Raw genomic sequence first — 22030 nt, 5'->3', positions numbered from 1 at the left:
GGATGAGGTTGTGTGTTGGATTGCAGGTATCCCTTGAAACGGATCAGTCGGCGGAGACCATTCTTCATGAACGCCTTCGTCTACATGCTTCGATGCGCCGACGGCAGCTACTACGTCGGCTCGGCACGCGGTGAGACCCTCGACAAGCGTCTCGGCGAGCACCAGGACGGCACCTATCCCGGTTATACGCGCGAGCGCCGACCCGTGACACTCGTCTATGCCGAAATGTTCGAGCGCATCACGGACGCGATCGCGATGGAGCGGCGAGTCAAAGGCTGGGGACGTGCAAAGAAGGAAGCACTGATCCGAAGTGATTGGGGTCGCCTCAAGCATCTGTCCAGACGGCATTGCGTGCAGGAGAAGCTCATTCGCGAAAATAGTGATGTGCGGGGCTTCTCGACAGAACTCGAAAATGTTGTCGAATCCAAATCGCGACCTCAGGATGAGGTCGCGGGTGGGAATCGGTGAAGCGACGGAACTAACTTTTTCAGACACGCTGAGGAATTTCCATGACCGACACCCCCGACGATCCCTTCGTCATCGCCGGCACGACCCTGTCCTCCCGCCTCCTCATCGGCACCGCCGGCTATCCGACGCAGGCCATCATGAGCGAGGCGGTGCGGGCGAGCGCGGCCGAGGTGGTGACGGTCTCGATCCGCCGCATCTCGCTCCACGGCCACGGCTCCGACACCGTGGCGCGTCTCAAAGGGGCGCGCTTCCTGCCCAACACCGCCGGCTGCGAGACCGCCCGCGATGCCGTGATGACGGCGGAACTCGCCCGCGAGGCGCTCGGCACCAGCTGGATCAAGGTCGAGGTGATCGGCGACCGCGAGACGCTCTATCCCGACGTCGTCGAGACGATCGAGGCCACCCGCCAGCTGGTCGAATCCGGCTTCACGGTGCTGCCCTATTGCAACGACGACCCGGTCGTGTGCAGCCGGCTCGCCGATCTCGGCGCCGCCGCCGTGATGCCGATGGGCTCGCTCATCGGTTCCGGGATGGGGGTCGCCAATCCGGCCAATCTCGAACTGATCTGCCGCCGCTCGCCCGTGCCGGTGATCGTCGATGCCGGTATCGGCACCGCCTCGGACGCGGTGATCGCGATGGAACTCGGGGCTGCCGCGGTGCTCCTCAACACCGCCGTCGCCAAGGCCGACGATCCGGTGCGGATGGCCCGCGCCATGCGCCATGCCGTCGAAGCCGGTCGCCTCGCGCATCTCGCCGGCCGCATCCCGCGTCGCGCCCGGGCCGAGCCGTCGAGCCCGCAGCTCGGCCTCGTCGGCTCGTGAGCCTGCCCGCGCGCCTGCTGATCGTCACCGACCGGCACGGCTGCCCCGAGCCCATGGAGACCCGCGTCGCCGCCTGCCTCATCGCGGGCGCCCGCTGGATCTGGCTGCGCGATCGCGACCTGCCTGCTCCGGAGCGCGCGACCCTGGCCGAGACCCTGGCCGGCCAGGTGGCGCGGGTGGGTGGGGCGCTGACGATCGGGCGCGACGTGGAACTGGCGGCGCGCGTGGGTGCGGCAGGCATCCAGCTCGGCGAGGCCGCCGCCGTGGCGCCGGCTCGCGCCCGCCTCGGGCGCGGCGCCCTGCTCGGCGTCTCGGCCCATTCCCTGGGCGAGGTGCGGGCCGCCCGGGAGGCCGGGGCGGATTACGTGACCCTGAGCCCGATTTTCCTGACCGCCAGCAAGCCGGGCTACGGGCCGGCGCTCGGACTGGCGGTCTTGCGGGAGGCGGCGGGCGTGATGCCGGTCGTGGCGCTTGGCGGCATCGATCCCGGCACGGCCGCATCCTGCCGCGAGGCGGGGGCCGCCGCCGTCGCGGTGATGGGGGTGGTGATGCGGGCGCCGGAGGTCGGGCCGCTGATCCCGGCGCTCGATCCTCAGACGTTTCCGGTCAGGCGATCCAGCGCATCACGATCAGCACCGTCGTGACCGTCACGGCGCCGCCGATGCGGGTCGCGATCTGGGCGAACGGCATCAGCTGCATGCGGTTGGCGGCGGTGAGGATGGCGACGTCGCCGGTGCCGCCCTGGCCCGAATGGCAGGCATTCACGATCGCGGCCTCGATCGGGTACATGCCGAGGCGGCGGCCGACGAAGGCGCCGGTGGCCATCAGGGTGAACACCGTCGCGATGATGGTGATCAGGTTCGGGACCGTGAAGGCGGACATCAGCTTGTCCCACGGGGTCAGCGAGACGCCGATGGCGAAGAGCAGCGGATAGGTCATGCCCGTCTGCACGAACTTGTAGACGACGAAGCCGCCCGCCTGCAGGTGGGGAGAAACGGCGCTCGACAGCTTCGCCAGCACCGCCAGGAACAGCATCGCGACCGGAGCCGGCAGGCCGATCACGTGGTGCAGCATCACGCCGAGCAGGTAGAGCGTCACCGCCGTGAGCCCCGCCGCCGCGATGGTGGAGACGTCCATGGCGCCGCCGCCCTTCTCGGCGGTCACCGCCTCGTCCTTGGGATCCATGTCGTCGTGCTCGCCCGGCTGCAGCCGGCCCTCGCCGGTCAGGTGCGGGTATTTCTTGCCGACGAAGTTCAGGATGCCCGAGAACACGATGGCCGTGAGGCTGCCGAGCATGACCGGGGGCAGCACCTGAGCGAACAGGTCTCCCTGCGACGCGCCGAGGATCGCCGCGTAGCCGATCGAGAGCGGAATCGCGCCCTCGCCGACGCCGCCGGCCATGATCGGCACGACGATGAAGAAGAAGGTGTGGTAGGCGCCCAGGCCCAGCGCCGTGCCGACCAGCGTGCCGACGAGGCCGGCGGCGATCGACCCGATGCCGAGCGGCACGAAGATCTTCAGGAAGCCCTTGATCAGCACGCCACGGTCCATGCCGAGGATGCTGCCGACGATGATCGCCGCGATGTACAGGTAGAGGAAGTTCGTGAACTTGGTGAAGTCGATGATCGACTTCTCGATCTGCGGCGGGATCAGCTTGTAGTAGGCGAGCGCCGAGGGGATGAAGGTGGCGAAGATGGCACCGGCACCGATGTTGCGCAGGATCGGCAGCCGCTTGCCGATCTCGGCGCAGGTGAAGCCGCCCAGCACCAGGACGGCGATCATCGTCGGCGCGTCGGCCTTGATCTCGCGCTCGAAGGTCAGGATCGTCAGGAGCGCGACCAGGATCAGGTAGACCGGGATCGGGATGATCCCGATCTTGATGTCCATCAGCCGCCACCAGCCCTGCGGCCAGAATTTCTTGGATCCCGGCACGGTCGTCCGGTCTGCCGGTGTCGTCTCATGAGCCTTGGCGAGATCTGCAGTCCCCGATGTCATCGGTGGTTCCTCCCAAAAATGTCGTTGCTGAGTCGTATTTTTGACGGTTCGTGTTCTTGTCGACCGGCCTTCCTCGTCGGGCAACGGTCTTGCCGATGCGCCCCCGGGACGGGCCTTTGCGCGTCGCGATCTCGATGTAATACCAATGGCCCAAGATGCTGACGCATCGGGCCATTGATCCATCTCGAATTTTCGATTTCAAGCCAGAGGCTTGGCAAAAATTCGAGAGCGGAACCAAAGGTCGTTTCCAACGACCGTTGGTATAAGGGGCCTGCCATTCCGGCTGCCGGGGGCTCGCGCGGGGCTTTTCCGCGGTGAGCAGGCGCCGCGTTCAGGCCGTGAGGCGGCGGGGTGAGGCGGGCAGGCGCGGCTCCGTCACCTGCATCGGTTTCCTCCAGGATTCGTTGGGACCCGCGCTAGCGGCCGAACCTGTCGCGAACCTGTCAAGGATCGGGGCGCGGGTGCATCCCTGCCGTTGATCCCCGCCTCAGGCCGCCGCCGTCAGGCCGCTGCGCCCTCGCAGGAACTCGGCCACCCCGGCAGCGGGGATCGGCCGGCTCAGCAGGAAGCCCTGGACCTCGGAGAAGCCGCTCGCCCGCAGCCGGGCGAGCTGGTCGGCCGTCTCGACGCCCTCGGCCGTCGTGGTGATCTTCAGGATGCGGCCGAGCTCGGCCACGACATGGACGATGGCCGCGGATTCGTCCCGCTCGGTCAGGTTGCGGACGAAGGATTGGTCGAGCTTGATCTTGTCGAAGCGGAAGCTGTTGAGCGAGCTCAGGGACGAGTAGCCGGTGCCGAAATCGTCCATCGAGAACCGCACGCCGAGGCGGCGCAGCTGGGTCAGCATGGCGTGGGTCGCCCGGTCCTGGCTCAGGATCACCGATTCGGTGATCTCGAGTTCGAGGCGCTGGCTCGGCAGCCGGGTCGCGCGCAGGACCTGCTCGACGACCCGGTCGAGGTCGCCCTTGCGGAACTGCAGCGGCGAGATGTTGACCGCGACGCGCAGGGTCCCGGGCCATGTCATCGCGTCGGCGCAGGCCGTCCTGAGGACGGTGAGGCCGAGGGCGTCGATGAGGCCGGTCGCCTCGGCGACGGGGACGAACTCGCCCGGCGAGATCGGCCCGCGTTCCGGATGGGTCCAGCGCGCCAGCGCCTCGAAGCCGGTCACCGCGTTCGTCGCGAGGTCGAACAGGGGCTGGTAGTGCAGGGCGATCTGCCCGGTCTCGATCGCGAGCTTCAATTCGCGCTCCAGCCAGCGGCGCTGGTGCTGGCGCTCCTCCATGTCCGGCTCGAAGACGCGCACGCGCCGGCCGCCCTCGGCCTTGGCGACGTAGAGCGCGAGATCGGCGCGGCGCAGCAGGTGGTCGCCGTCGTCGATGTCCCGGGGATCTTGGGCGCCCGAGACGGCGATGCCGAGGCTCGCCTCGGCGGAGACGAGCTGATCGGCGATGAGGAACGGGCGCTTGAGCTGGCGTAGGGCCTCCTGCGCCAGGCGGAGCGCCTCGTCCGGCAAGCTGGATCCCGGCAGGTCGGACCCCGGCAGGACCACGGCGAACTCGTCGCCGCCGAGCCGGGCGACGGTGCTGCCGGGCGGGCTCGATGCCGCCAGCCGGCGCCCGACCTGCCGGAGCAGCTCGTCGCCCGCCGGGTGGCCCAGCGTGTCGTTCACGCTCTTGAAGTCGTCGAGGTCGAGGCAGATCGCCGCGACGGCGCGGCCGCCCCGGGCGTGCTCCGATACGGCCTCGGCCAGGCGCTCGGCCAGGAGGACGCGGTTCGGCAGCCCTGTCACCGCGTCGTGGGTCGCCAGATGGGTGATCCGCGCCTGGGCGAGCACGCTCGCGGTCACGTCCTCGTGCGTCTCGACCCAGCCGCCATCGGCCATCGGCTCGACGGTGATCTCGACGCAGCGGCCGTCCGCGAGGGTCGCGGTCTCGGTCCGGCCCCGCGTGTCGGTTTCCGCCTCCGCGAGGCCGGCGAGCCGTCGGACCTCTCCTTGAGTCGGATCGCCGTCGAGCGCGCCCGGCGGAATGGCGTAGATGCGCAGGAACTGCGCGTTCGACACCTTGAGGCGGCCATGCGGGCCGAACAGGCACAGGCCCTGGGACATGTTGTTCAGGGCCGCGTCGAACCGGCTGTTCTGCTCCTTCAACTGGCCCTCGCGCTCGGTCAGGATCTCGTTCTGCCGGAAGACGTCGCCGCGCAGCTGGTCGCGCTCCGCCAGGGAGCGCTCGAGGACGACGACGGCGCGGGCGATGTCGCCGACCTCGTCCTGGCGGCCGACCTCCGGCACCGCCACGTGCCAGTTCCCGCGCGCCACCTCGGCGACCGTCTGGGTGATCCGCACCAGCGGGCGGGTGATGCGTCCCGACAGGAGCAGCAGGACGAGCGCGACGAGGCACAGGGTGAAGCCCGCGGCGGCGCCGAGCGTCCGCAAAAGCGACCGCGAGCTCTCCTCGCCGATGCCCACGACCTTGCCGGCGAGCTGCTCGAGCTCGCTGAGCGGCGCCGCGGCGCAGAGCCGGAGGCCCTGCGCGAGGGGAATGCACCGGGCGACCTTGCCGGAGCCAGTGACCGGATGCAGCCCCGCCCCCGACGCCTCGCCGAGCGCCGCGCCCGGGATCTCGGCCCCCGCCGAGGAGAGGAGGAGGGGCCCTGAGAAGATCAGCACGTCGCGACCGCTCAAAGAGGCGAAGGCCTCCAGCGTCGGCTCCCGCGCCCGCAGGACGCGGTAGCCGACGAGGGCGCCGATCACCTCGCCGAAATCGTCGAAGAGCGGCTGCCCGAGCACGTCGACGACGGAACCGCTCTCCTCCGCCGCGAGCGCCCGGGCGAGGCCCGCATCCCAGCGCAGGGTCTGGACGAAGCCGGTCGAGCGCTCGGGATCGTTGCGGTCCATCATCCCGCGCAGGGCCGCGGCGAGCGGCGTGCTCTTGAGGCCCGCATTGGCCGCCAGGAGGTCGGCGTCGACCCGGTCGGCGGTGAGCGCGCGCAGGTTCCGGTCGAAGGCGATCACCCCGTCGATGTCCGCGAGCGCCAGGGCCGGCCGCATCAGCTCGGAGGCCGCCACCGTGTTGCCGGAGAACACCGCCTTCGATACGTCCCAGCGCCTGGCCAGGGTGGCGAAGCGGCGCTCGACATCCTCGCGCTGCATCTGGAGCCGGGAGGCCGCGAGCTTGGCATCGCTGCGGAGGCGCCCGGACAGCTGGCTCTCCGACCAGCGCGACACCTCCTGGGCCTGCTCGCTCAGGGTCTGACCGGACCGGAGCACGACGAGGCCGACGAGGCCCGCGAGCGCGAGTGCGACCGTCGAGAGCGTGGCGCCGACGAGGCGCGCGCGCAGTGAGCGCCGGAGCATGGAGCGCCGGATCAGGGACAATCGGAACAGGGGGGCGATCACGGCGCCAGCGGAGCGCCGCCCCGCTCCGCCAGCAGGTGCCGCGCCCGGTCGGACGTGGCGAAGGCGAGGAAGGCGGAGGAAGCCTCGTCCCGGGTGGCGGTCTTGTAGATCAGCGAGAGGGTCACGGCGCTCGGATACCTGACGTCGCGCGGGGCGCTGCCGTCGATCGTCAGAACCGTCATGTCCTGCGCGAGCGTGGGCGAGAACGGCCCGAAGCCGATGGCGCCGGGCGTCTGCCGCACGGTCTCGATCGCGTCCTGGGTCGTGGTCGCGGTCTTCGAACGGCTGGTGAGGGCGAGGGCGCGCCAGCCCGGCATGCTCGCCCGCAGCACCGCGAGCGTGCTGTCCGTCTCCTCGCGCCGGACCACCCGGATCTTGAGGTCGGGCCCGCCGACCGCGCTCCAGTTCTCGATCTTTCCCGAGAAGATGTCCGCGACCTGGTCGTGCGTCAGGCCCGTGACGCCGGCATCCCGGTGGACGAAGATCGCCGAGGGAATGCGCACTAGGGGCACCTCGACGAGGCCCTGGGCCTTCTCCGCCTCGGTGAGCGGACGCGCGATCCGGCCGAGCTTCTCGCGCTCGCCCCCCACCGCCGCCACCGCCCCGCCGGAGCCGATGCTCGGCGGGACCGTGATGCGGATCCCGGCCGCCACTGCCGGATTACGGGCTTCGCCCGCTTGTGCCGGAATGCGGGCGTCGCCCGCTTGGTTTGCCGAACTGCGGGCTTCGCCCGCCTGGCTGGCCGTATCGCGGGCTTCGCCCGCCTGGCCGTTATAGGCGGTCGCGAGCGCCTGCAGCATCTCGATCCCGTCGCCCGTTCCGACGACGGCGAGATCCTCCGCCCGCGCGCCGGTCGCGAGGGCGAGAGCCAGGAGGACGGCGGAAATCCGCCGGAAACGCGCGAATGCTTGGGCCATGGGCGCATTCTGCAGCTTACGTCGTGAGATTCCAACCGCCGAATATCGGCTCACAGGCTATTGGTTAAAAAATCACTCGGCAGGAGAATCGGCTTGGGTGCTTCGATTACCTGAAAGTCGCTGAAGGAATCGCCGGATGAAGTTTGTGTCCGGCACATCATCGGCATCGGTACTGCGCCCGGCCGGATGAAACGGGTCGGCGTGGCAGGTCGCACCAGCGACTGCTGCCAGGAACTGGACCGCCGCGACCATGCCGGGGGCGCCGGCCGCCAGGACGGTGTCGGCCGCCGTGAGCATCGGCAGATGCAAGGTCGGCCGGCCCGGCCGCGCATCGGCCGGCGGGGCCTCGCCGCTGCAGGTCAGGATCGCGGAGGCCCCGCGGTCGCGCAGCCAATCGAGCGCCGGGCGCATGTAGATGTTGTGCGGGTGCCGCCCGCCGGCGACCACCACCAGGTCGCGCTGCGGCTCGCGCAGGCGGCTCGCCCGCGCCACCGCCCAGGCCGGCGCCCAGCCGACCCCCGACGAGACGACGACGAGGCGCCCGCGCCCGAGCCGGTGGAAGGCGTGGCCGAACGGCCCCTCGATCGTCACCGCGTGGCCTGCGCCGATCCGCCGTCCGAGATGCGGCGAGACGGCGCCCCCGTCCTGGCGCCGGATCTGGAAGATCAGCTCGTGCAACTCGCCCGACCCGTCGGCGCGGAGCGTCGGGCTGTAATCCCGCGGCGGCAGGCCCGCGAAGGTGACCCGCACGTACTGCCCCGGCAGGTACACGAGGCGCTTGCGCAGGGCTACCGTGACCTCGACGATGTCGGGAGTCAGCGCGACCACGCTCTCGATGCTGCCGCGGCGCCGGACGGTGTCCGGCACCTCGTCGAACTCGATGACGGTTTCCGGCTCCGTCCCGGCGGCGAGCCGCGCCCGGCAGGCGAGCACGGTGTCGCCGAGACGCGTGCCCGCATCGTCGACGGTCCCGGCATGGACCCGCACCCGGCAGGTGTCGCACTGCCCGGTGGCGCAATCGTGCGGGATGACCTGCCCGCCGGCGAGCGCGGCATCGAGCAGGGTCTGGCCGGCGCGGGCGGCGACGCGCCGGCCGTTGATCACGAGGGCGACCGGTCCGGCCATGGCCGGCATTTCCGGATCAGCGCAGCAGGACTTCGACCGGCCGCATGTGCCGCGTGTGCCGCGTCTGCGTGTGGTCGAAGGCCGAGACGTAGAGGTAGAACGTGTTGCCGGGCAGGAAGTCGACGTCGTACTTGCTGCCGGTCGCGATCCTGCGCGAGGCCACCAGCGTCCAGTGGTCGTCGGCCCAGTGCGCCGCCGCCGAGATGCCGGCGCGGTCGCCGGTATAGCCGTCGGTGAGCAGCACCCCCGGCATCACCGTGCCGGCCGGGATCTCCGCGTCGAGGGCGGCGGAGTAGGGGACCGTCTCGCTCGCCTCGACCATCCACCACCGGGCGCCCTCCGAGGCGCCGGCATCGGGCGACAGGTCGACGGTGCCGAGCGCCGCCACCGTGGCGCGCCAGTCCTTGGGCAGCCGCAGCGGCTCGACGGTGGCCGCGTAGCCGCCCGGGCCCTCGAACCGGAAGTTGTAGCGATAGGCGCTGGTGCCGGGATCGCCCCAGTAGCCGGCCTGGTAGCGGCCCTTGACCGCGCGCTCAGTTGCGGTCGGGTCGGTCGGCGGCCCGATATGCATGTCCTCGACCACGCCGAGCATGCCGCCCCGCGCCGCCTTCCACTGCCACATGTCGATGTAGCTACCGTCCGTGGTGTAGTGGTAACCGCGGCCGTTGAGCGGCGCCGGCGCGTCGGGCAGGGGCCGGGGGCCGAGATGGGTCGCGCCGCCGCTGCCGAAGGCGTCGGACCGCGAGAAGATCACCGCGAGCTTGTCCTCGTAATAGGCGGTCACGTCCGCCCGCGCGGCATCAGAGTCGAGGACGTGCCAGCCGTCCTCGCGCTTGATCAGCGGGACGCGCTTGAGCGACCGCGACGGGTCCCACCAGCGGAAGGCGAAGTAGACCTTGGCGTCGTCCCGCACGGCGCGGATCTCGACGGTGGTCTCGCCGGTGCCGCCGAAATTGGCGCCCTGCATCGTCCGCACCGAGACCGGCCGGGCGGCGCGCCAGACCGGATCGTCGAGGAGCCGGCCGAGATCGGGACCGGTCGCCACCTTGTCGATCACCAGGGTGGAGCGGCCGGCAAGATCGGCCCATGCCAGAGCGGCGACGACCGGGACGCCGAGCGCGATCGCCCCCAGCAGGGGCCGGCGGCGGCGTAGACCCTCGTCCGCCAGGGGTGCCGGCCGGAACAGGCGCAGGAGCTGCCACAGGCCGCCGTACAGGAAATGCGCCAGCGTGTGCACGGCGATGTAGGCGAGCGCGACCAGAGCCAGGGTGGCGTGGAGCCACACCACCCATCCGCCATAGCCGAGATAGAGCGCGACGCCGGTCGCCGTGAGGACCGCGACGACGGCGTAGATCAGCCAGTGCAGCGCGACGTTGACCGCGCCCCAGCGGGCCTTGCGCGCCGCCTTGGTCCGTCCGCCGACGCGCAGCGCGCGCAGGCGCGAGGGGCCGTTGCGGTCGGTGAGGCGGCCGCGCACCAGGTAGACGAGATAGGCGGTGATGCCGAAGAACAGGGTGAGGCCGGCCACGAAGTGGACGGTCCAGACCTCGCCCTGGGGCAGCAGGGGCGCCAGCAGCTTCGCGGTGCGGGCGACGGGCGCGTCGGCCGAGATGCGCAGGCCCGTGATCAGGCTCGCCACCATCGCGATCACGACGACCCAGTGGATCACGATCGTGCCCGTGTCGGAGCGCGGACGCGGATCGGGTTTTCCGGCCGGTGAAGCCTGCCGCCCGGAGACGGCTTCGCCGCGGCCGGACGGGTCCCGCGAGAGGGTCGACGAATCCGACATCCCCGATCCTTGGATAGTTGTTGCGGCCCGGCCGGAAGGTATTTCTGTACGGCTTAGCAGGGCCGCCGACGCTGCGCTACTGCCAAGTTTGCCGTTCCGGACTCCTTCATGCGATGTATTCTGCGGCGAATGACGTCATACGGTCGTCGCATGGCGGCGGCCCGCATGAATCGGCCGGGTCACCGACGCTCAGCGGCTTCCGATATCGCGGGTCATGCATCGCAAATATTTCCGAGGCGGCGGCGAAGCGAGCCGGGATTCATTGCCCCGATCGCCAGTACGATGGTCGCGCGACGGCCGGCGGGGTTCATCCGGAGATGACGTCGTACCGTGTCTGCTGCGGGCGGCCGCATGGTACTGGCTCTGCCGTGGCCGTTGCTCCGATCCGCGGGCCGTGACCTGCGATGAGGTACCATCATCATCGAAGGGGCTGCTTCGATCATTGCGAGATTGGCGCACGACCGTTGTTATGTTGGTAAATGACTGATAAACGATCGTCTGAACAAAGAAATATTCGGGAAGAACTGGGATGCACCCTGCGGTCCTCCAGCAATGCGTCGTGCCAGCGGCTAGCGAATCGGGCCTCCCTGCGGCATGTTCAATGCTCAATAAACTTATCGATGCGGCCGCCAATTAAAATGCCAATCAAATGAGACGCATAATTCACCGAGATGGTGATTAATAAAAATCGAAAATATTTCTGCATCACCATTGATTGATATCAAATGAATAGCAAAAATTGCGTAATTAATCTGGTGTGCCGGGACGGGTTGCGCCATCGCGGGGTAGGTGTCAGGCCCCCTTCGCCAGCCCGGATAAGATGGGCCGACGAACGCGCGTACCAAAAAATACTCCGTGGATAATTATGGTGCGATAGCTGAATCGAAGCATCAGGAAGTATAACAGCTCGTATCCCAGCGGCTGCATCTGCTGTTTAAGGTGGAATGTAAAATTTATTTAATTTATGATTGATTATTGTTGATAAATTATTGCAATTGAAGTCACATATGGCAGGACGTATTTTGATGCAGGGCTCATATTTCTTCCTTTACGATTCGATAGCCAGCCGTTCATTGTATTGGTATTTTATAAAAATTATATATTTATCTCTTTAAGAGAACGACAGCATACCAAAATAACAAGCAGCATGCTGGAAATATCAGAATAAAAAACTTCACGCGATTGGATTCTATCCAATTTATACAATTTAATATATTTTTCTCGTTATTTAATATTATTATAGACGCACCAAATACGCATGGCAGCAAATTTGTAAGTATAAAAAACACGCATATCTTTGTATATAGATGAGGGGACGTAAGATTTTTATCAAGCGCAAATGCAAAAAATATTGCAAATATTTCCAACGCCACGATTATATAAGCGGCATTTTTTATGTAGTTTTTATTTAAAACGGACATGAAAGCATGTTCCTGTGCACGACGAACAATTAAGGCGGGGACCGGTCATTCTAATATTTTTGAATAAATATATGGAAACCTTTTTGCGATGATAGCGTGGCAGATCGCCGAATAATCACCATGTTTCTAGTCCGCGTCAACGTGATTATGGATTTACTGTCGCGATGCTAATGAATTATTATATTCTTATAAAATTGCCCTCATGCAAACCATTGCAATATAGTGCAATCGATTGTCCCGCTGGATAATAGAAAATATTCCTAAAATCATAATTGCTGAAATTGATTTACTTAAAATAACCTTACAATTATTTTTATGAAATATCGAATAATATTAATACAGACGATTGGAGAAGAGGCTTCAGTATGGCTAGCGGCCTCGCTTCTAATTCGGTTTGCAGATCAGAAGAGAGGACGATGTATCTTATCACCATCACCGTTATCCGCACGAATCGAGCCGTGAAAACCGTGGAGGCCCCGAACGTAGTGGTCTTCGGCGATGTCTGAGCGCCTCAGGACGAGATCGTGGGCGTAAATGCCGATCACGCTTCCCCGGGACGGTCCACCGTCGACCGTCCGGCGCGCCACCCTCGTCGGCGGCGAGCCGGAGGGTCGTCAGACCTCGCCCCGCTCCGCCGCGGCCTTGGCCGCGTCGAGCAGGAACTGGCCGATATACAGGTCCTGGAGCGCGATGCCGGAACTGTCGAAGACGGTGATGTCCTCGCGCGACGTGCGGCCGGGGCAGCGGCCTTCGAGCACCGCGCCGATCGGGGAGAGAACCAGTGCGCCGCTCTCGATCCGGTCGCGGACGTGCTGGAACTCGCCGATCTCGACCGATTGCGAGGGCAGGTCGCAGAACAGGCGCGCGGTCTCGTAGAGCTCCACCGGGACTTCGTGCTTGCCGCGGGCGTCCGAGCCCATGCCGGCGATGTGCGTCCCGGGACGCACCCAGGCCGCCTCGAAGAGCGGCACGCGCGAGGGTGTGGCGGTGACGATCACGTCGGCGGCGCGGCAGGCCGCCTCCGCCGTCGAGTGCGAGACATCGAGGGCGACGCCCTGGTCCTCGAGCCGCTTGGCGAAGCCCTCGGCCTTCTCCCGCTCGCGGGCCACGACGTGGAGATGCGTCAGGGGCAGGATGCGGGCGAGCGCTCCGACCTCGTAGAGGGCCTGGTTGCCGGCGCCGAAGATCGCCAGCGTGCTGCTGTCGGGCCGGGCCAGGGCTTGGGCCGCCACCGCGTTGGCGGCGGCGGTGCGGTAGGCGTTGGCCGCGGCGGCCTCGACCACCGCGCCGATCCGCCCGCAATCCTGGTCGATCAGCAGGATCGTCGAGTTGTGGCGCGGCAGGCCCCGGGCGGGGTTGTTGTGCCAGAACGCCCCGACCTTGAGGCCGGCGAGTTCCGCGGTCGAGCCCGACTTGATCGAGAAGGTGTCGCGCGGGTCCGAGGCCCGGGCGATCACCGCCGGGAACACGGAGGCGCCGTCGGACGCCGCCGCGACCAGCGCCCGCCGCACGGGCTCGAACGCCGCCTCGTGCGAGATCAGGCGGGCGGACTGGGCTTCGGGAATGAACGTGGCCATCGCTGCGTCCTCGGTTCAGTCCTGTTGCCGGTAGAAGCCCAGGATGGCCTTGGTCTCCAGATATTCCTCAAGACCCTCGCGGCCGTATTCCCGGCCGTTGCCCGAGCGCTTGTAGCCGCCGAACGGGGCGTACGGGTCCCAATCGGGCGCGTTGAGGTGGACTTGGCCCGCCCGGATCTGCCGCGCCACCGCCCGGACCTGCTCCATGTCGGTGCCGTGCACGTGGGCGCCGAGACCGTAGATCGTGTCGTTGGCGATCGCCACCGCCTCCTCGACCGTGTCGTAGGGCAGGATCGCCAGGACGGGGCCGAAAATCTCCTCCTGGGCGATCGCCATGTCGCAGGCCACCTCGGAGAAGACGGTCGGCCGGGCGAAGAGGCCGGTGGTCAGGCCCTCGGGCCGCCCCGGCCCGCCGGCGACGAGCTTGGCGCCCTCCTCGATGCCGATCCGGATCATCTGCTGGATCCGGTCGTACTGCGCCCGGTTGGCGATCGCCCCGTGGGTCGTCTCCTCGCGGCGCGGGTCGCCGACCACGAATCCCTCTGCGGTCTTGGCCGCCAGGGCTTCGACCTCGGCGAGACGCGCGCGGGGCACCAGCATCCGGGTGGGGGCGCTGCAGGACTGGCCGAGGTTGCGCATCGCTGCCGCGACGCCGAGCGGGATGCAGCGGGCGAGATCGGCGTCCGGCAGCACGATGTTGGGCGACTTGCCGCCGAGCTCCTGGCCGACGCGCTTGACGGTGGGAGCCGCGGCCTGTGCGACGAGGACACCGGCCCGGGTCGAGCCGGTGATCGAGATCATGTCGACCTCCGGATGGACGCTGAGCGCCTCGCCGACCACCGGCCCGGTGCCGTTGACGAGGTTGAACACGCCGGCCGGGCAGCCGGCCTCGTGCATCACCTCGGCGAAGAGCAGGGCGCTCAAGGGCGACAGCTCGCTCGGCTTGAGCACCACCGTGCAGCCCGCCGCGAGCGCCGGGCCGACCTTGGCGGTGATCTGGTAGAGCGGCCAGTTCCAGGGGGTGATCAGCCCGCAGACGCCGATCGCCTCGCGGGCGATGGCGGTGGTCCCGCGCTGCGACAGGAAGGGATAGGTCGCCAGCAGGTCGCGGGCGACCCGCAGATGCGCCGCGGCGAGCGGCACTTGCGCCTGGCGCGCGTAGGTGATGGGCGCGCCCATCTCGGCGGACAGCGCCTGGGCGAACAGCTCCAGCCGCTCCATCACCAGCCCGTGGACGCGGTCGAGGAGGGCCGCGCGCTCGGCCGGCGCCGTCCGCGACCAGGCCGGGAAGGCCCGCCGGGCCGCAGCCACCGCGTGCTCGACGTCTTGCGTGCCGCAGAGCGCGATCTCGGCGATCACCGTCTCGTTCGCCGGATCGACGACGCCGACGCGCTCGAGGCCGGCCGGCTCGCGCCACGCCCCGTCGCTGTAGAAGCGGCCGAGCATGCCGGCCTCGGTCAGATGCCGAAGGGGATCGGTCATTGGAAGCGGTCCTTCAGGCGGTAATAGGCGCCGACCACCGGCAGGAACCAGGGCGGGCCGAAATGGCCGGGAATCGCCGGCCAGGCGAACTGGCTCCAGGGGTTCAGCTCGGCGCGACCATCCATGACCTCGGCCATGATGGTGCCCATCAGGGTCGACATCTGGGTGCCGTGGCCGCTGTAGCCCATCGAGTAGTAGATGCCGTCGCGCTCGCCGGCCCGGGGAAGACGGTCGCGGGTCATGTCGACCATGCCGCCCCAGCAATAGTCGATGCGGACCTTGGTCAATTCGGGGAAGACGTCGTGCAGGGCGGCGCGCAGGATTTCGCCGCTCTTCTCGTCCGAGGCCGGGTTCGAGACCGCGAAGCGGGCGCGTCCCCCGAACAGAAGCCGGTTGTCGGGGGTGGTGCGGAAGTAGTTGACGAGGTTCTTGGTGTCGGTCGCGTTGCGGCGGCGCGGGGTGAGCCGGTCGAGCATCTCCACCGGCAGCGGCTCGGTGACGATGAGGAAGGCGCCGACCGGGACGATGCGCCGGCGCACCCAGCCGAGCGGACCGGCCTGCGAGATGCCGCTGGCGAGCAGAACCTGCTTCGCCCGCACCGTGCCCTTGGGCGTGCCGACGAGGTGGCCGCCGCCCGGCGCCGCCTTCAGGCTCGTCATCGGAGTGCGCTCGTGGACGGCGACGCCGCGGCGCGCCGCGGCCTCGGCCAGCCCACGGACGAAGCGGCCGACATGCAGGGCGGCGCTCTTGCGGTAGATCAGGCCGCCGTAATAGCGCTGCGACCCGATCTCGGCCGGCAGATCGGCGCGGCTCACCATCTCGGTGTCGGGATCGACGGTGGCGGCGAGCAGTTCCTGGCTGCGCGCCAGCTTGTCGTAATGCTCGGGCTTCGCCGCGAGCTTGATCTTGCCGACCCGGGCGAAGCTGCAATCGATCGCCTCTTCCCGCACCAGGCGCTCGACCGTGTCGACGCCGGCATCGAAGGCGCGATACAGCGTGTTGGCGACATCCGGGCCGAGCTTGCCCGAGAGGGTGGCGTAATCCTGCGCAAAGCCGTTGTTGCACATGCCGCCGTTGCGGCCCGAGGCGGCGTTGCCGATCGTGTCGGCCTCCAGGAGGACGACGCGGGCGCCCTTCTTGGCGAGCGCCAGGGCGGCGGAGGAGCCGGTCAGGCCGCCGCCGATCACCGCGACGTCGCAGGTGCCCTCGACGGGTCCCTGAGCGCCGCCCGAAAACGGCGTCGACGTGTCCAGCCAATAGGAAGTGAGCTTCATCGCGGCACCGGAAGATTGGAAAACAGGGAGGCGGCGCCGGTCGACGCCGCGTTCGGCCTCGGCATCATTTCACCGGCCGCGAACAGCCGGCGGTTCGGCGGCGACAATGACGCAGGAGCAGGCTGATCAGCAGCATCGTCGGGCCACTTCAGGTTGGAGCATTTTCCGACGAAGCGGATACCGGTTCGTCGCAGAAGATGCGGCAAAATCGAAGACGAGAGAGCTTCGCGATTGCAGCGCGATCGTGAAGTGCTCTAGTTGAACGACTGGTTGGCGAGGGCGAAGAGGTGCGCCGGCCCGGTCGGCGGCAGGACGCCGCGCACCATGGTGAGGGCGTCGCCGACCAGCGGCAGGCCGATCCCGGCGAGCCAGGGCGAGAGCTGCGCTTCGTCCGGCACGTCGATCCGCACGAAGCGGCCGTCGAGGGGAGCGAGCGCCGCCTCGATCAGGCGGCGCGCCTCGTCCTGGCTCCCGGCGACGACCGGGCCGATCACGTGGCCGCGGCCGAAGGGGCGGGCGATGGCGTAGCCGGCGGGCGCGCCGTCCCGCAGGAGCACGACGCCCTCGCCGGCCGCGGCGAGGCGGTCCAGCATCGGGCGGCGCGCAAACCCGGTCGCCTCGCGGTCGAGCCGCGCGATGGCGGCGAGATCCGCCGGGCCCATCGCGCGGATGTCGCCATCCGGGCGGATGTCGCCATCCGGATCGGGCGCGGCCGCGCGGTGGAGCCGGTACGGGCCCTGGTGCTGCGACAGGGTGCCGACGGGCTTGAAGCCGTAGCGTTCGTAGAGCCCGCGCCCCGCCGCGGTCGAGTTGAGCAGGATGCCGCGCGGCCCGGCCGCCGCGAGCAGCGCCTCCAGCAGGCGCTTGCCGTAGCCGCACCCCTGAGCCGCCCCCGACACGATGATCATGCCGACGGTCGCGAGCGCACCCTCGTCGGGAAACAGGGCCGCCGTTCCGATCATCGCCCCGTCGCGTTCGAGGGCGAAGCCCCGGCCGACCTGAAGCGCGAAGTCCCAATCCTCGAGCCGGTAGGGCCAGGACATCTCCTGGGAGAGGCTCAAGGCACCGGGCAGATGCGCCGCCGCGAAGGGCACCAGGGCGACCGGATCGGTCTCGATCGGCAGTCCCGGGAGGGTGTCCGGGGGAACGGCCGGGCGGATTGCGGTGTCCATGATGGTGGTGGTCTCGCGCGGGTTGCAGGACGGGACGGGCAAGGCCCGCCCATCGGTCGCGAACGGCGTCCGCCGGAGGCCGACGGCCTTCGCGCGTCGCCCGGTCGGGCATGGGAGATCAGAGAAGAGCCGCATGGCGCGACTCCACCGGGATCGGATGGGTCTGCGGTGTCGCCGACGGCCGGGGCGACGACGGATCGGCCCGATCGTCGTGGCGTCGATCTAAGCAGACTTGCGTTGGCAAGCCAACGCTTCGTCCGCTTAGGTTGTTGAATTATCGCAGATTTTTGTCGCAAAACCGGCCGCCACTTTTGCGAAATCTGCTTAGCTCAGGGCATGGGCTGCCAGGCCGTAGATCCCCGGACGTCCCGGCTCCACCACGGGGAGCGGCGCGCCGCGGGTCAGGGTCTTGGTCGTGTCGAACAGCTTCAGCCCCGCCGCGTCCAGGAAGGAGCGGAGCGGGCCGGGGGATTGGCGCGTGTCGAGGCGGACGAACCGGCCGTCGAGGCCGGTGAGGAGGGAGGCGACGAGCGCGACGGCGTCCTCCTCGCTCTCCGCCGCGACCGGCCCGATGACGATGCCCCGCCCGAAGGCGCGACGCATGCCGTAGCCGACGAGGCGCCCGTCGCGGCGCAGGCCCCGGGTCTCCGCCGTCTCGGCGAGATGCGCCATCAGCCGGGGCCGGACCGCCCCGAACGCCGACGCGTCCAGGGCCGCGACCTCGCCGAGCCCGGCCGGCGCGATCGCCTCGACCGCGTCGGCCGAGCCGGGGAACGATGCGGCCCAGGGCGTGGCGTAGCCCTGGTGCTGGTAGACCGTCGCCTGCGGCTCGAAGCCGAGGGAGACGTAGAGGCGATAGGCGGCGCGGGTCGAGTTCAGGATCAGGCGGCGGTCGCCGCATTGCTGGAGGATGCGGTCCATCATCCAGCGCCCGCCGCCATGGGTCTGGAGGCGCGGCGAGGTGATGACCATGCCGATGGTCGCGCACTCCTCGCCGTGGGGAAACCACATGGCCGAACTGAAGACGCGGCCGATCGCGTCGAGCGCGACGATGCCGTGCCCGAGGGTGCGGAACGCATCCCAGTCGCCCGGGCGATGCGGCCACTCGACGCCGAGGGACAAGGCGTGGAGCGCTTCCACGTCGACGGAGGCGATGTCCTGCGTGGCGAGCTCGAAGGACTTCAGCCGCATCGTGTTGGGGGACGTCGTCACCACATCAACTCCTTTCGGCCGGCGCCTGAGCAGATTCCGCAAAAGTGGCTGCCGGTTTTGCGGCAAGAATCTGCGACGAAACAAGAATCTGCGACGAAACAAGAACCTGAGCGGACGAAGCGTTGGCCTGCCAACGCAAGTCTGCTCAGGAGCGCGACCCGGACCGTCTCGGCCCGCTTCGCGTCTCCATGGCGCCACCGCTCACCGTAAGATGGGCCGGATCGCGCCGACATTTCCGCTGGAGATCGAGCGGTTTTCGGAATTTTCGCCCGAAGCCTCCCGATTTACGGCAGCAGCCCCCGGTTGTCCGTCGATAGGGTCGAGGCGGTTCAAGGGGAGGCAGGCCAAGGCGAGGCAGGCGATGCGTCGCAGCCGGCCGGCCGACGACCGGGCTCTCCCGCCGAGGAAACAAGCATGTCCCTTCTGATCACCATCGACACCGACCCGCAATTCGCCCCGAAGCCCGGCCTGCCGCTGCCCGAGCGCCTGATCTCGGGCTCGCCCGAGTTCAAGACCTGGGCGCAGGACGAGTCCCGCGGCGAGATGATCAAGACCGGAATCTGGGAGGCCACCCCGGGCGAGACCCATTCGATCAAGGGCACCACCTTCGAATTCTGCCACATCCTCTCCGGCCTGGTCGAGATCGAGGAGAAGGGCGGCGAGACCACGACCTACCGGGCCGGCGACAGCTTCGTGATGAAGCCCGGCTTCGTCGGCATCTGGCGCACGATCGAGACCGTGCGCAAGATCTACGTCTGCGTCTACGAGTGATCCCGGCCTGACGTAGGGCCGATTTCGAAAGTGGGGGAGGCGGCCGGGAGGCCGCCTTTCTTGCGTTTGGGCGCATAGGACACGACACGGCAGGTTGCGCAGTGTGGCTGCGCTCGACCGTCGCTCCCGCACTGCGCAACCTCACGTGTCGTGTACCGCGGCCCGACCCACAGATCGGCGGTCGAACCCGGCGGCTCCGACGAAAGCACACTATTGCGCCTGTCGGCCGGCCGGCGGCATCGCCGGGGGCGTGGCGATCCGCGCCACGGACCGGAGCGAGGGTGGCGCCATCCAAAAATGCCACCTGCCGCAATCTCTGCGTCGATGATCCGCAGACGATACCGGCAGTGTCGAGAAATTGCTTTCATCCGCGGCGACGACGTCAGTCCCCGCGCGACCGTTGGCCGTCTTTAATATTACGGTTAACATGCGAGATTTCGCCGACATCGCTACAAGGACATGGAGATATCGTATCAGGACGGCAAAGAGCTTCTAGAAATCTGCCGAATCAGGATGCGGTGGTGCCTCGCACAAATTTTGCCGGAACCGCATATTCGCAATTTTGTGCCGTCCCTTTCCGTCGTTTCGGTGCAAATCGCGTTGCGGATGAGCCACACTGCTTCCATCGAGAAACGGGCCGCACGCCGCTCCCCCGGAGGGTCACGGAGGCGAGGGCGCCGGCCAGGATCGGATGGCATGGGCTTCGCTCCATCCGCCGAGGTTCACCCGCCGCCGCTCGGCTCGACGACGGCGTCGGACGGCCCGCCCGCGCTCCCCGAGCGTGGGACGGGTACTCGAATGCGACGGCCCGCGAGATCGGATGTCGCCCTTGGCCGGGCCTCCACGACCGATCCGCCAGCGTCCTCGTCACGACCGTCGTCGCGGGATGCGGCCCGCCTCGACCCGTTTCCTTCAACCCCCGCGCCGTCGGCGGATCACCGCCGCACCAGGAGCTTGCGATGAGCGACACGATTGCCAACTGGACTCCCGGCGACGACGCGATGGTCGAGACCGCCATCCGGCGCGGCGCCGACCGGCGCGAGCTGCTGCGGATGCTGATGGGCGGCGGCATCGCACTCTCGGCCGGCGGCGCGATCCTCGGCCGGGCCGGCGCGGCGCTCGCCGCCGAGCCGGTCAAGGGCGGCCACCTCAAGATCGCAGGCTTCTCGGCCTCGACCGCCGACACCCTCGATCCGGCCAAGGCCTCGAACGCCACCGACTACACCCGGTGCTGTGCCCTCTACAACCGGCTGACCTTCATCGACGGCACCGGCAAGCTCGTCATGGAACTGGCCGACAGCGTCGAGAGCGCCGACGCCAAGACCTGGACCGTCAAGCTGCGCAAGGGCGTGACCTTCCACGACGGCAAGAGCCTGACGGCCAAGGACGTGGTCTTCTCGCTCAAGCGCCACCTCGACCCCGCCGTCGGCTCGAAGGTCGCCACGCTGGCCAAGCAATTCGCCGACGTGACGGCCGCCGACGACCTGACCGCCACGATCACGCTCGTCGCCGCCAATGCCGACCTGCCGATGATCCTGGCGCTGCACCACTTCATGATCGTGGCCGACGGCACGAGCGACTTTTCCAAGGGCAACGGCACCGGCGGCTTCGTGCTGAAGGAGTTCAAGCCCGGCGTGCGCTCGGTCGTCGCCCGCAACACGAATTACTGGAAGTCCACCGGTCCCTATTTCGACAGCTTCGAGTATTTCGCGATCTCGGACGAGTCGGCGCGCCTCAACGCGGTGCTGTCGGGCGACATCCATGTCGGCGCCAACCTCAACCCGCGCTCGCTGCGCGTCATCGAGGGCAACCCGTCGATCGCCCCCTTCATCAGCAAGCTCGGCACCTATACCGACCTCAACCTGCGGCTCGACATGGCGCCGGGCGACAAGGCCGGGGTGGTCGAGGGCTTCAAGTACCTGGTCAACCGGCCGGTGATCCAGAAGTCGGTCCTGCGCGGGCTGGCCGAAATCGCCAACGACCAGCCGATCCCGTCCTGGAGCCCCTATTTCAACGCCGAGCTCAAGCAGCGCGAGTTCGATCCGGAGCGGGCCAAGTCCCTGTTCCAGAAGGCCGGCCTCCTCGGCCAGGAGGTCCGCATGGTGGCCTCCGACGCCGCCAGCAGCTCGGCCGACTACGCCGCCGTGATCCAGCAGGCGGCGGGCAAGATCGGCCTGAACGTCGTGATCGACCGCGTCCCCTCGGACGGCTTCTGGTCGAACCACTGGCTCAAGGACGCGGTCGGCTTCGGCAACATCAACGCCCGGCCGACCCCGGACATCATCTTCTCGACGTTCTACCAGTCGACCGCGCCGTGGAACGAGAGCCGGTACAAGTCGGAGAAGTTCGACGCCATGCTGGTCGAGGCCCGTGGCCTTCTCGACCAGGGCAAGCGCAAGCAGATCTACGGCGAGATGCAGGCGATGGTCGCCAACGAGGCCGGCACCATCATCCCGGTCTTCCAGTCGAACCTCGACGGCGTGACGCCCAAGCTCAAGGGGCTGGTCGCCAACCCGCTCGGCGGCATGATGGGCTACACCCTGCCGGAATACACCTGGTTCGGGGCCTGACCGCCATCCTCCGCCGGTCCCGGGGGTGATCACCCCCGG

The 22030-nt window shown here is 68.0% G+C and carries 15 protein-coding genes; 5 read left to right on the top strand and 10 right to left on the bottom strand.

Annotated features, from left to right (window positions below; all coding sequences use genetic code 11):
- Nucleotides 1-66: 66 nt before the first annotated feature.
- The 3 genes from AC3AOF_RS04470 to AC3AOF_RS04460 are packed head-to-tail and all read left to right on the top strand — an operon-like array spanning nt 67 to nt 1933.
- Nucleotides 67-468 (top strand): GIY-YIG nuclease family protein, encoded by a 402-nt coding sequence (locus AC3AOF_RS04470; protein ID WP_488347787.1) that lies wholly within the window; start codon nt 67-69, stop codon nt 466-468.
- Between the two features lie 41 nt (nt 469-509).
- Complete coding sequence (gene thiG / locus AC3AOF_RS04465) at nt 510-1289, top strand: thiazole synthase (RefSeq protein WP_488347786.1); 780 nt, start codon at nt 510-512, stop codon at nt 1287-1289.
- Complete coding sequence (locus AC3AOF_RS04460; RefSeq protein ID WP_488347785.1) at nt 1286-1933, top strand: thiamine phosphate synthase; 648 nt, start codon at nt 1286-1288, stop codon at nt 1931-1933. Before thiG ends, AC3AOF_RS04460 begins: the two co-directional genes overlap by 4 nt.
- Here AC3AOF_RS04460 and AC3AOF_RS04455 read toward each other — a convergent pair.
- The 10 genes from AC3AOF_RS04455 to AC3AOF_RS04410 all read right to left on the bottom strand — a co-directional run bounded on the left by AC3AOF_RS04455 (nt 1896) and on the right by AC3AOF_RS04410 (nt 18650).
- Nucleotides 1896-3284, bottom strand: a complete 1389-nt coding sequence (locus AC3AOF_RS04455) for a 2-hydroxycarboxylate transporter family protein (protein ID WP_488347784.1) — start codon at nt 3282-3284, stop codon at nt 1896-1898. The genes AC3AOF_RS04460 and AC3AOF_RS04455 overlap by 38 nt on opposite strands.
- 487 nt (nt 3285-3771) lie before the next feature.
- Nucleotides 3772-6639, bottom strand: a complete 2868-nt coding sequence (locus AC3AOF_RS04450) for a putative bifunctional diguanylate cyclase/phosphodiesterase (RefSeq protein ID WP_488347783.1) — start codon at nt 6637-6639, stop codon at nt 3772-3774.
- A 38-nt stretch (nt 6640-6677) separates the two neighbouring features.
- Complete coding sequence (locus AC3AOF_RS04445) at nt 6678-7598, bottom strand: PstS family phosphate ABC transporter substrate-binding protein (RefSeq protein WP_236991918.1); 921 nt, start codon at nt 7596-7598, stop codon at nt 6678-6680.
- A 72-nt stretch (nt 7599-7670) separates the two neighbouring features.
- Nucleotides 7671-8723, bottom strand: coding sequence for a 2Fe-2S iron-sulfur cluster-binding protein (locus tag AC3AOF_RS04440; protein WP_488347782.1), 1053 nt, complete (start codon nt 8721-8723; stop codon nt 7671-7673).
- A 16-nt stretch (nt 8724-8739) separates the two neighbouring features.
- On the bottom strand, nt 8740-10512 hold the full coding sequence (locus tag AC3AOF_RS04435; RefSeq protein WP_236991920.1) for an ethylbenzene dehydrogenase-related protein: 1773 nt from the start codon (nt 10510-10512) through the stop codon (nt 8740-8742).
- Between the two features lie 2035 nt (nt 10513-12547).
- Nucleotides 12548-13510 carry an ornithine cyclodeaminase family protein gene (locus AC3AOF_RS04430; RefSeq protein WP_488347781.1) on the bottom strand — a complete coding sequence of 321 codons (963 nt, stop codon included), beginning with the start codon at nt 13508-13510 and terminating at the stop codon, nt 12548-12550.
- 15 nt (nt 13511-13525) lie between these two features.
- Nucleotides 13526-14992 (bottom strand): aldehyde dehydrogenase family protein, encoded by a 1467-nt coding sequence (locus AC3AOF_RS04425; protein WP_236991922.1) that lies wholly within the window; start codon nt 14990-14992, stop codon nt 13526-13528.
- Nucleotides 14989-16266, bottom strand: coding sequence for an NAD(P)/FAD-dependent oxidoreductase (locus AC3AOF_RS04420; RefSeq protein WP_236991923.1), 1278 nt, complete (start codon nt 16264-16266; stop codon nt 14989-14991). The genes AC3AOF_RS04425 and AC3AOF_RS04420 overlap by 4 nt, the downstream gene beginning before the upstream one ends.
- A gap of 254 nt (nt 16267-16520) precedes the next feature.
- Entirely contained in the window at nt 16521-17480 is a 960-nt protein-coding gene (locus AC3AOF_RS04415) for a GNAT family N-acetyltransferase (protein ID WP_488347780.1), read from the bottom strand.
- Between the two features lie 282 nt (nt 17481-17762).
- Nucleotides 17763-18650, bottom strand: a complete 888-nt coding sequence (locus AC3AOF_RS04410) for a GNAT family N-acetyltransferase (RefSeq protein ID WP_488347779.1) — start codon at nt 18648-18650, stop codon at nt 17763-17765.
- A 414-nt stretch (nt 18651-19064) separates the two neighbouring features.
- Between AC3AOF_RS04410 and AC3AOF_RS04405 the strand changes: the two genes are divergently transcribed.
- Together AC3AOF_RS04405 and AC3AOF_RS04400 are read left to right on the top strand one after the other, a co-directional pair.
- Nucleotides 19065-19421 (top strand): cupin domain-containing protein, encoded by a 357-nt coding sequence (locus AC3AOF_RS04405; RefSeq protein ID WP_488347778.1) that lies wholly within the window; start codon nt 19065-19067, stop codon nt 19419-19421.
- A 959-nt stretch (nt 19422-20380) separates the two neighbouring features.
- Entirely contained in the window at nt 20381-21991 is a 1611-nt protein-coding gene (locus AC3AOF_RS04400; RefSeq protein ID WP_236991925.1) for an ABC transporter substrate-binding protein, read from the top strand.
- Nucleotides 21992-22030 lie beyond the last annotated feature (39 nt).

This window comes from Methylobacterium sp. 142-1Y (genome assembly GCF_057747795.1).
The sequence above is the reverse complement of the archived record's forward strand: the minus strand, read 5'-3'. Positions and strand labels throughout refer to the sequence as shown.

Bases quoted from the DNA above. Each gene is read 5' to 3' on its own strand.
- AC3AOF_RS04470 (WP_488347787.1), top strand. From the start codon at position 67: ATGAACGCCTTCGTCTACATGCTTCGATGCGCCGACGGCAGCTACTAC.
- thiG (WP_488347786.1), top strand. From the start codon at position 510: ATGACCGACACCCCCGACGATCCCTTCGTCATCGCCGGCACGACCCTG.
- AC3AOF_RS04455 (WP_488347784.1), bottom strand. From the start codon at position 3,284: ATGACATCGGGGACTGCAGATCTCGCCAAGGCTCATGAGACGACACCG.
- AC3AOF_RS04450 (WP_488347783.1), bottom strand. From the start codon at position 6,639: ATGCTCCGGCGCTCACTGCGCGCGCGCCTCGTCGGCGCCACGCTCTCG.
- AC3AOF_RS04445 (WP_236991918.1), bottom strand. From the start codon at position 7,598: ATGGCCCAAGCATTCGCGCGTTTCCGGCGGATTTCCGCCGTCCTCCTG.
- AC3AOF_RS04440 (WP_488347782.1), bottom strand. From the start codon at position 8,723: ATGGCCGGACCGGTCGCCCTCGTGATCAACGGCCGGCGCGTCGCCGCC.
- AC3AOF_RS04435 (WP_236991920.1), bottom strand. From the start codon at position 10,512: ATGTCGGATTCGTCGACCCTCTCGCGGGACCCGTCCGGCCGCGGCGAA.
- AC3AOF_RS04430 (WP_488347781.1), bottom strand. From the start codon at position 13,510: ATGGCCACGTTCATTCCCGAAGCCCAGTCCGCCCGCCTGATCTCGCAC.
- AC3AOF_RS04425 (WP_236991922.1), bottom strand. From the start codon at position 14,992: ATGACCGATCCCCTTCGGCATCTGACCGAGGCCGGCATGCTCGGCCGC.
- AC3AOF_RS04420 (WP_236991923.1), bottom strand. From the start codon at position 16,266: ATGAAGCTCACTTCCTATTGGCTGGACACGTCGACGCCGTTTTCGGGC.
- AC3AOF_RS04405 (WP_488347778.1), top strand. From the start codon at position 19,065: ATGTCCCTTCTGATCACCATCGACACCGACCCGCAATTCGCCCCGAAG.
- AC3AOF_RS04400 (WP_236991925.1), top strand. From the start codon at position 20,381: ATGAGCGACACGATTGCCAACTGGACTCCCGGCGACGACGCGATGGTC.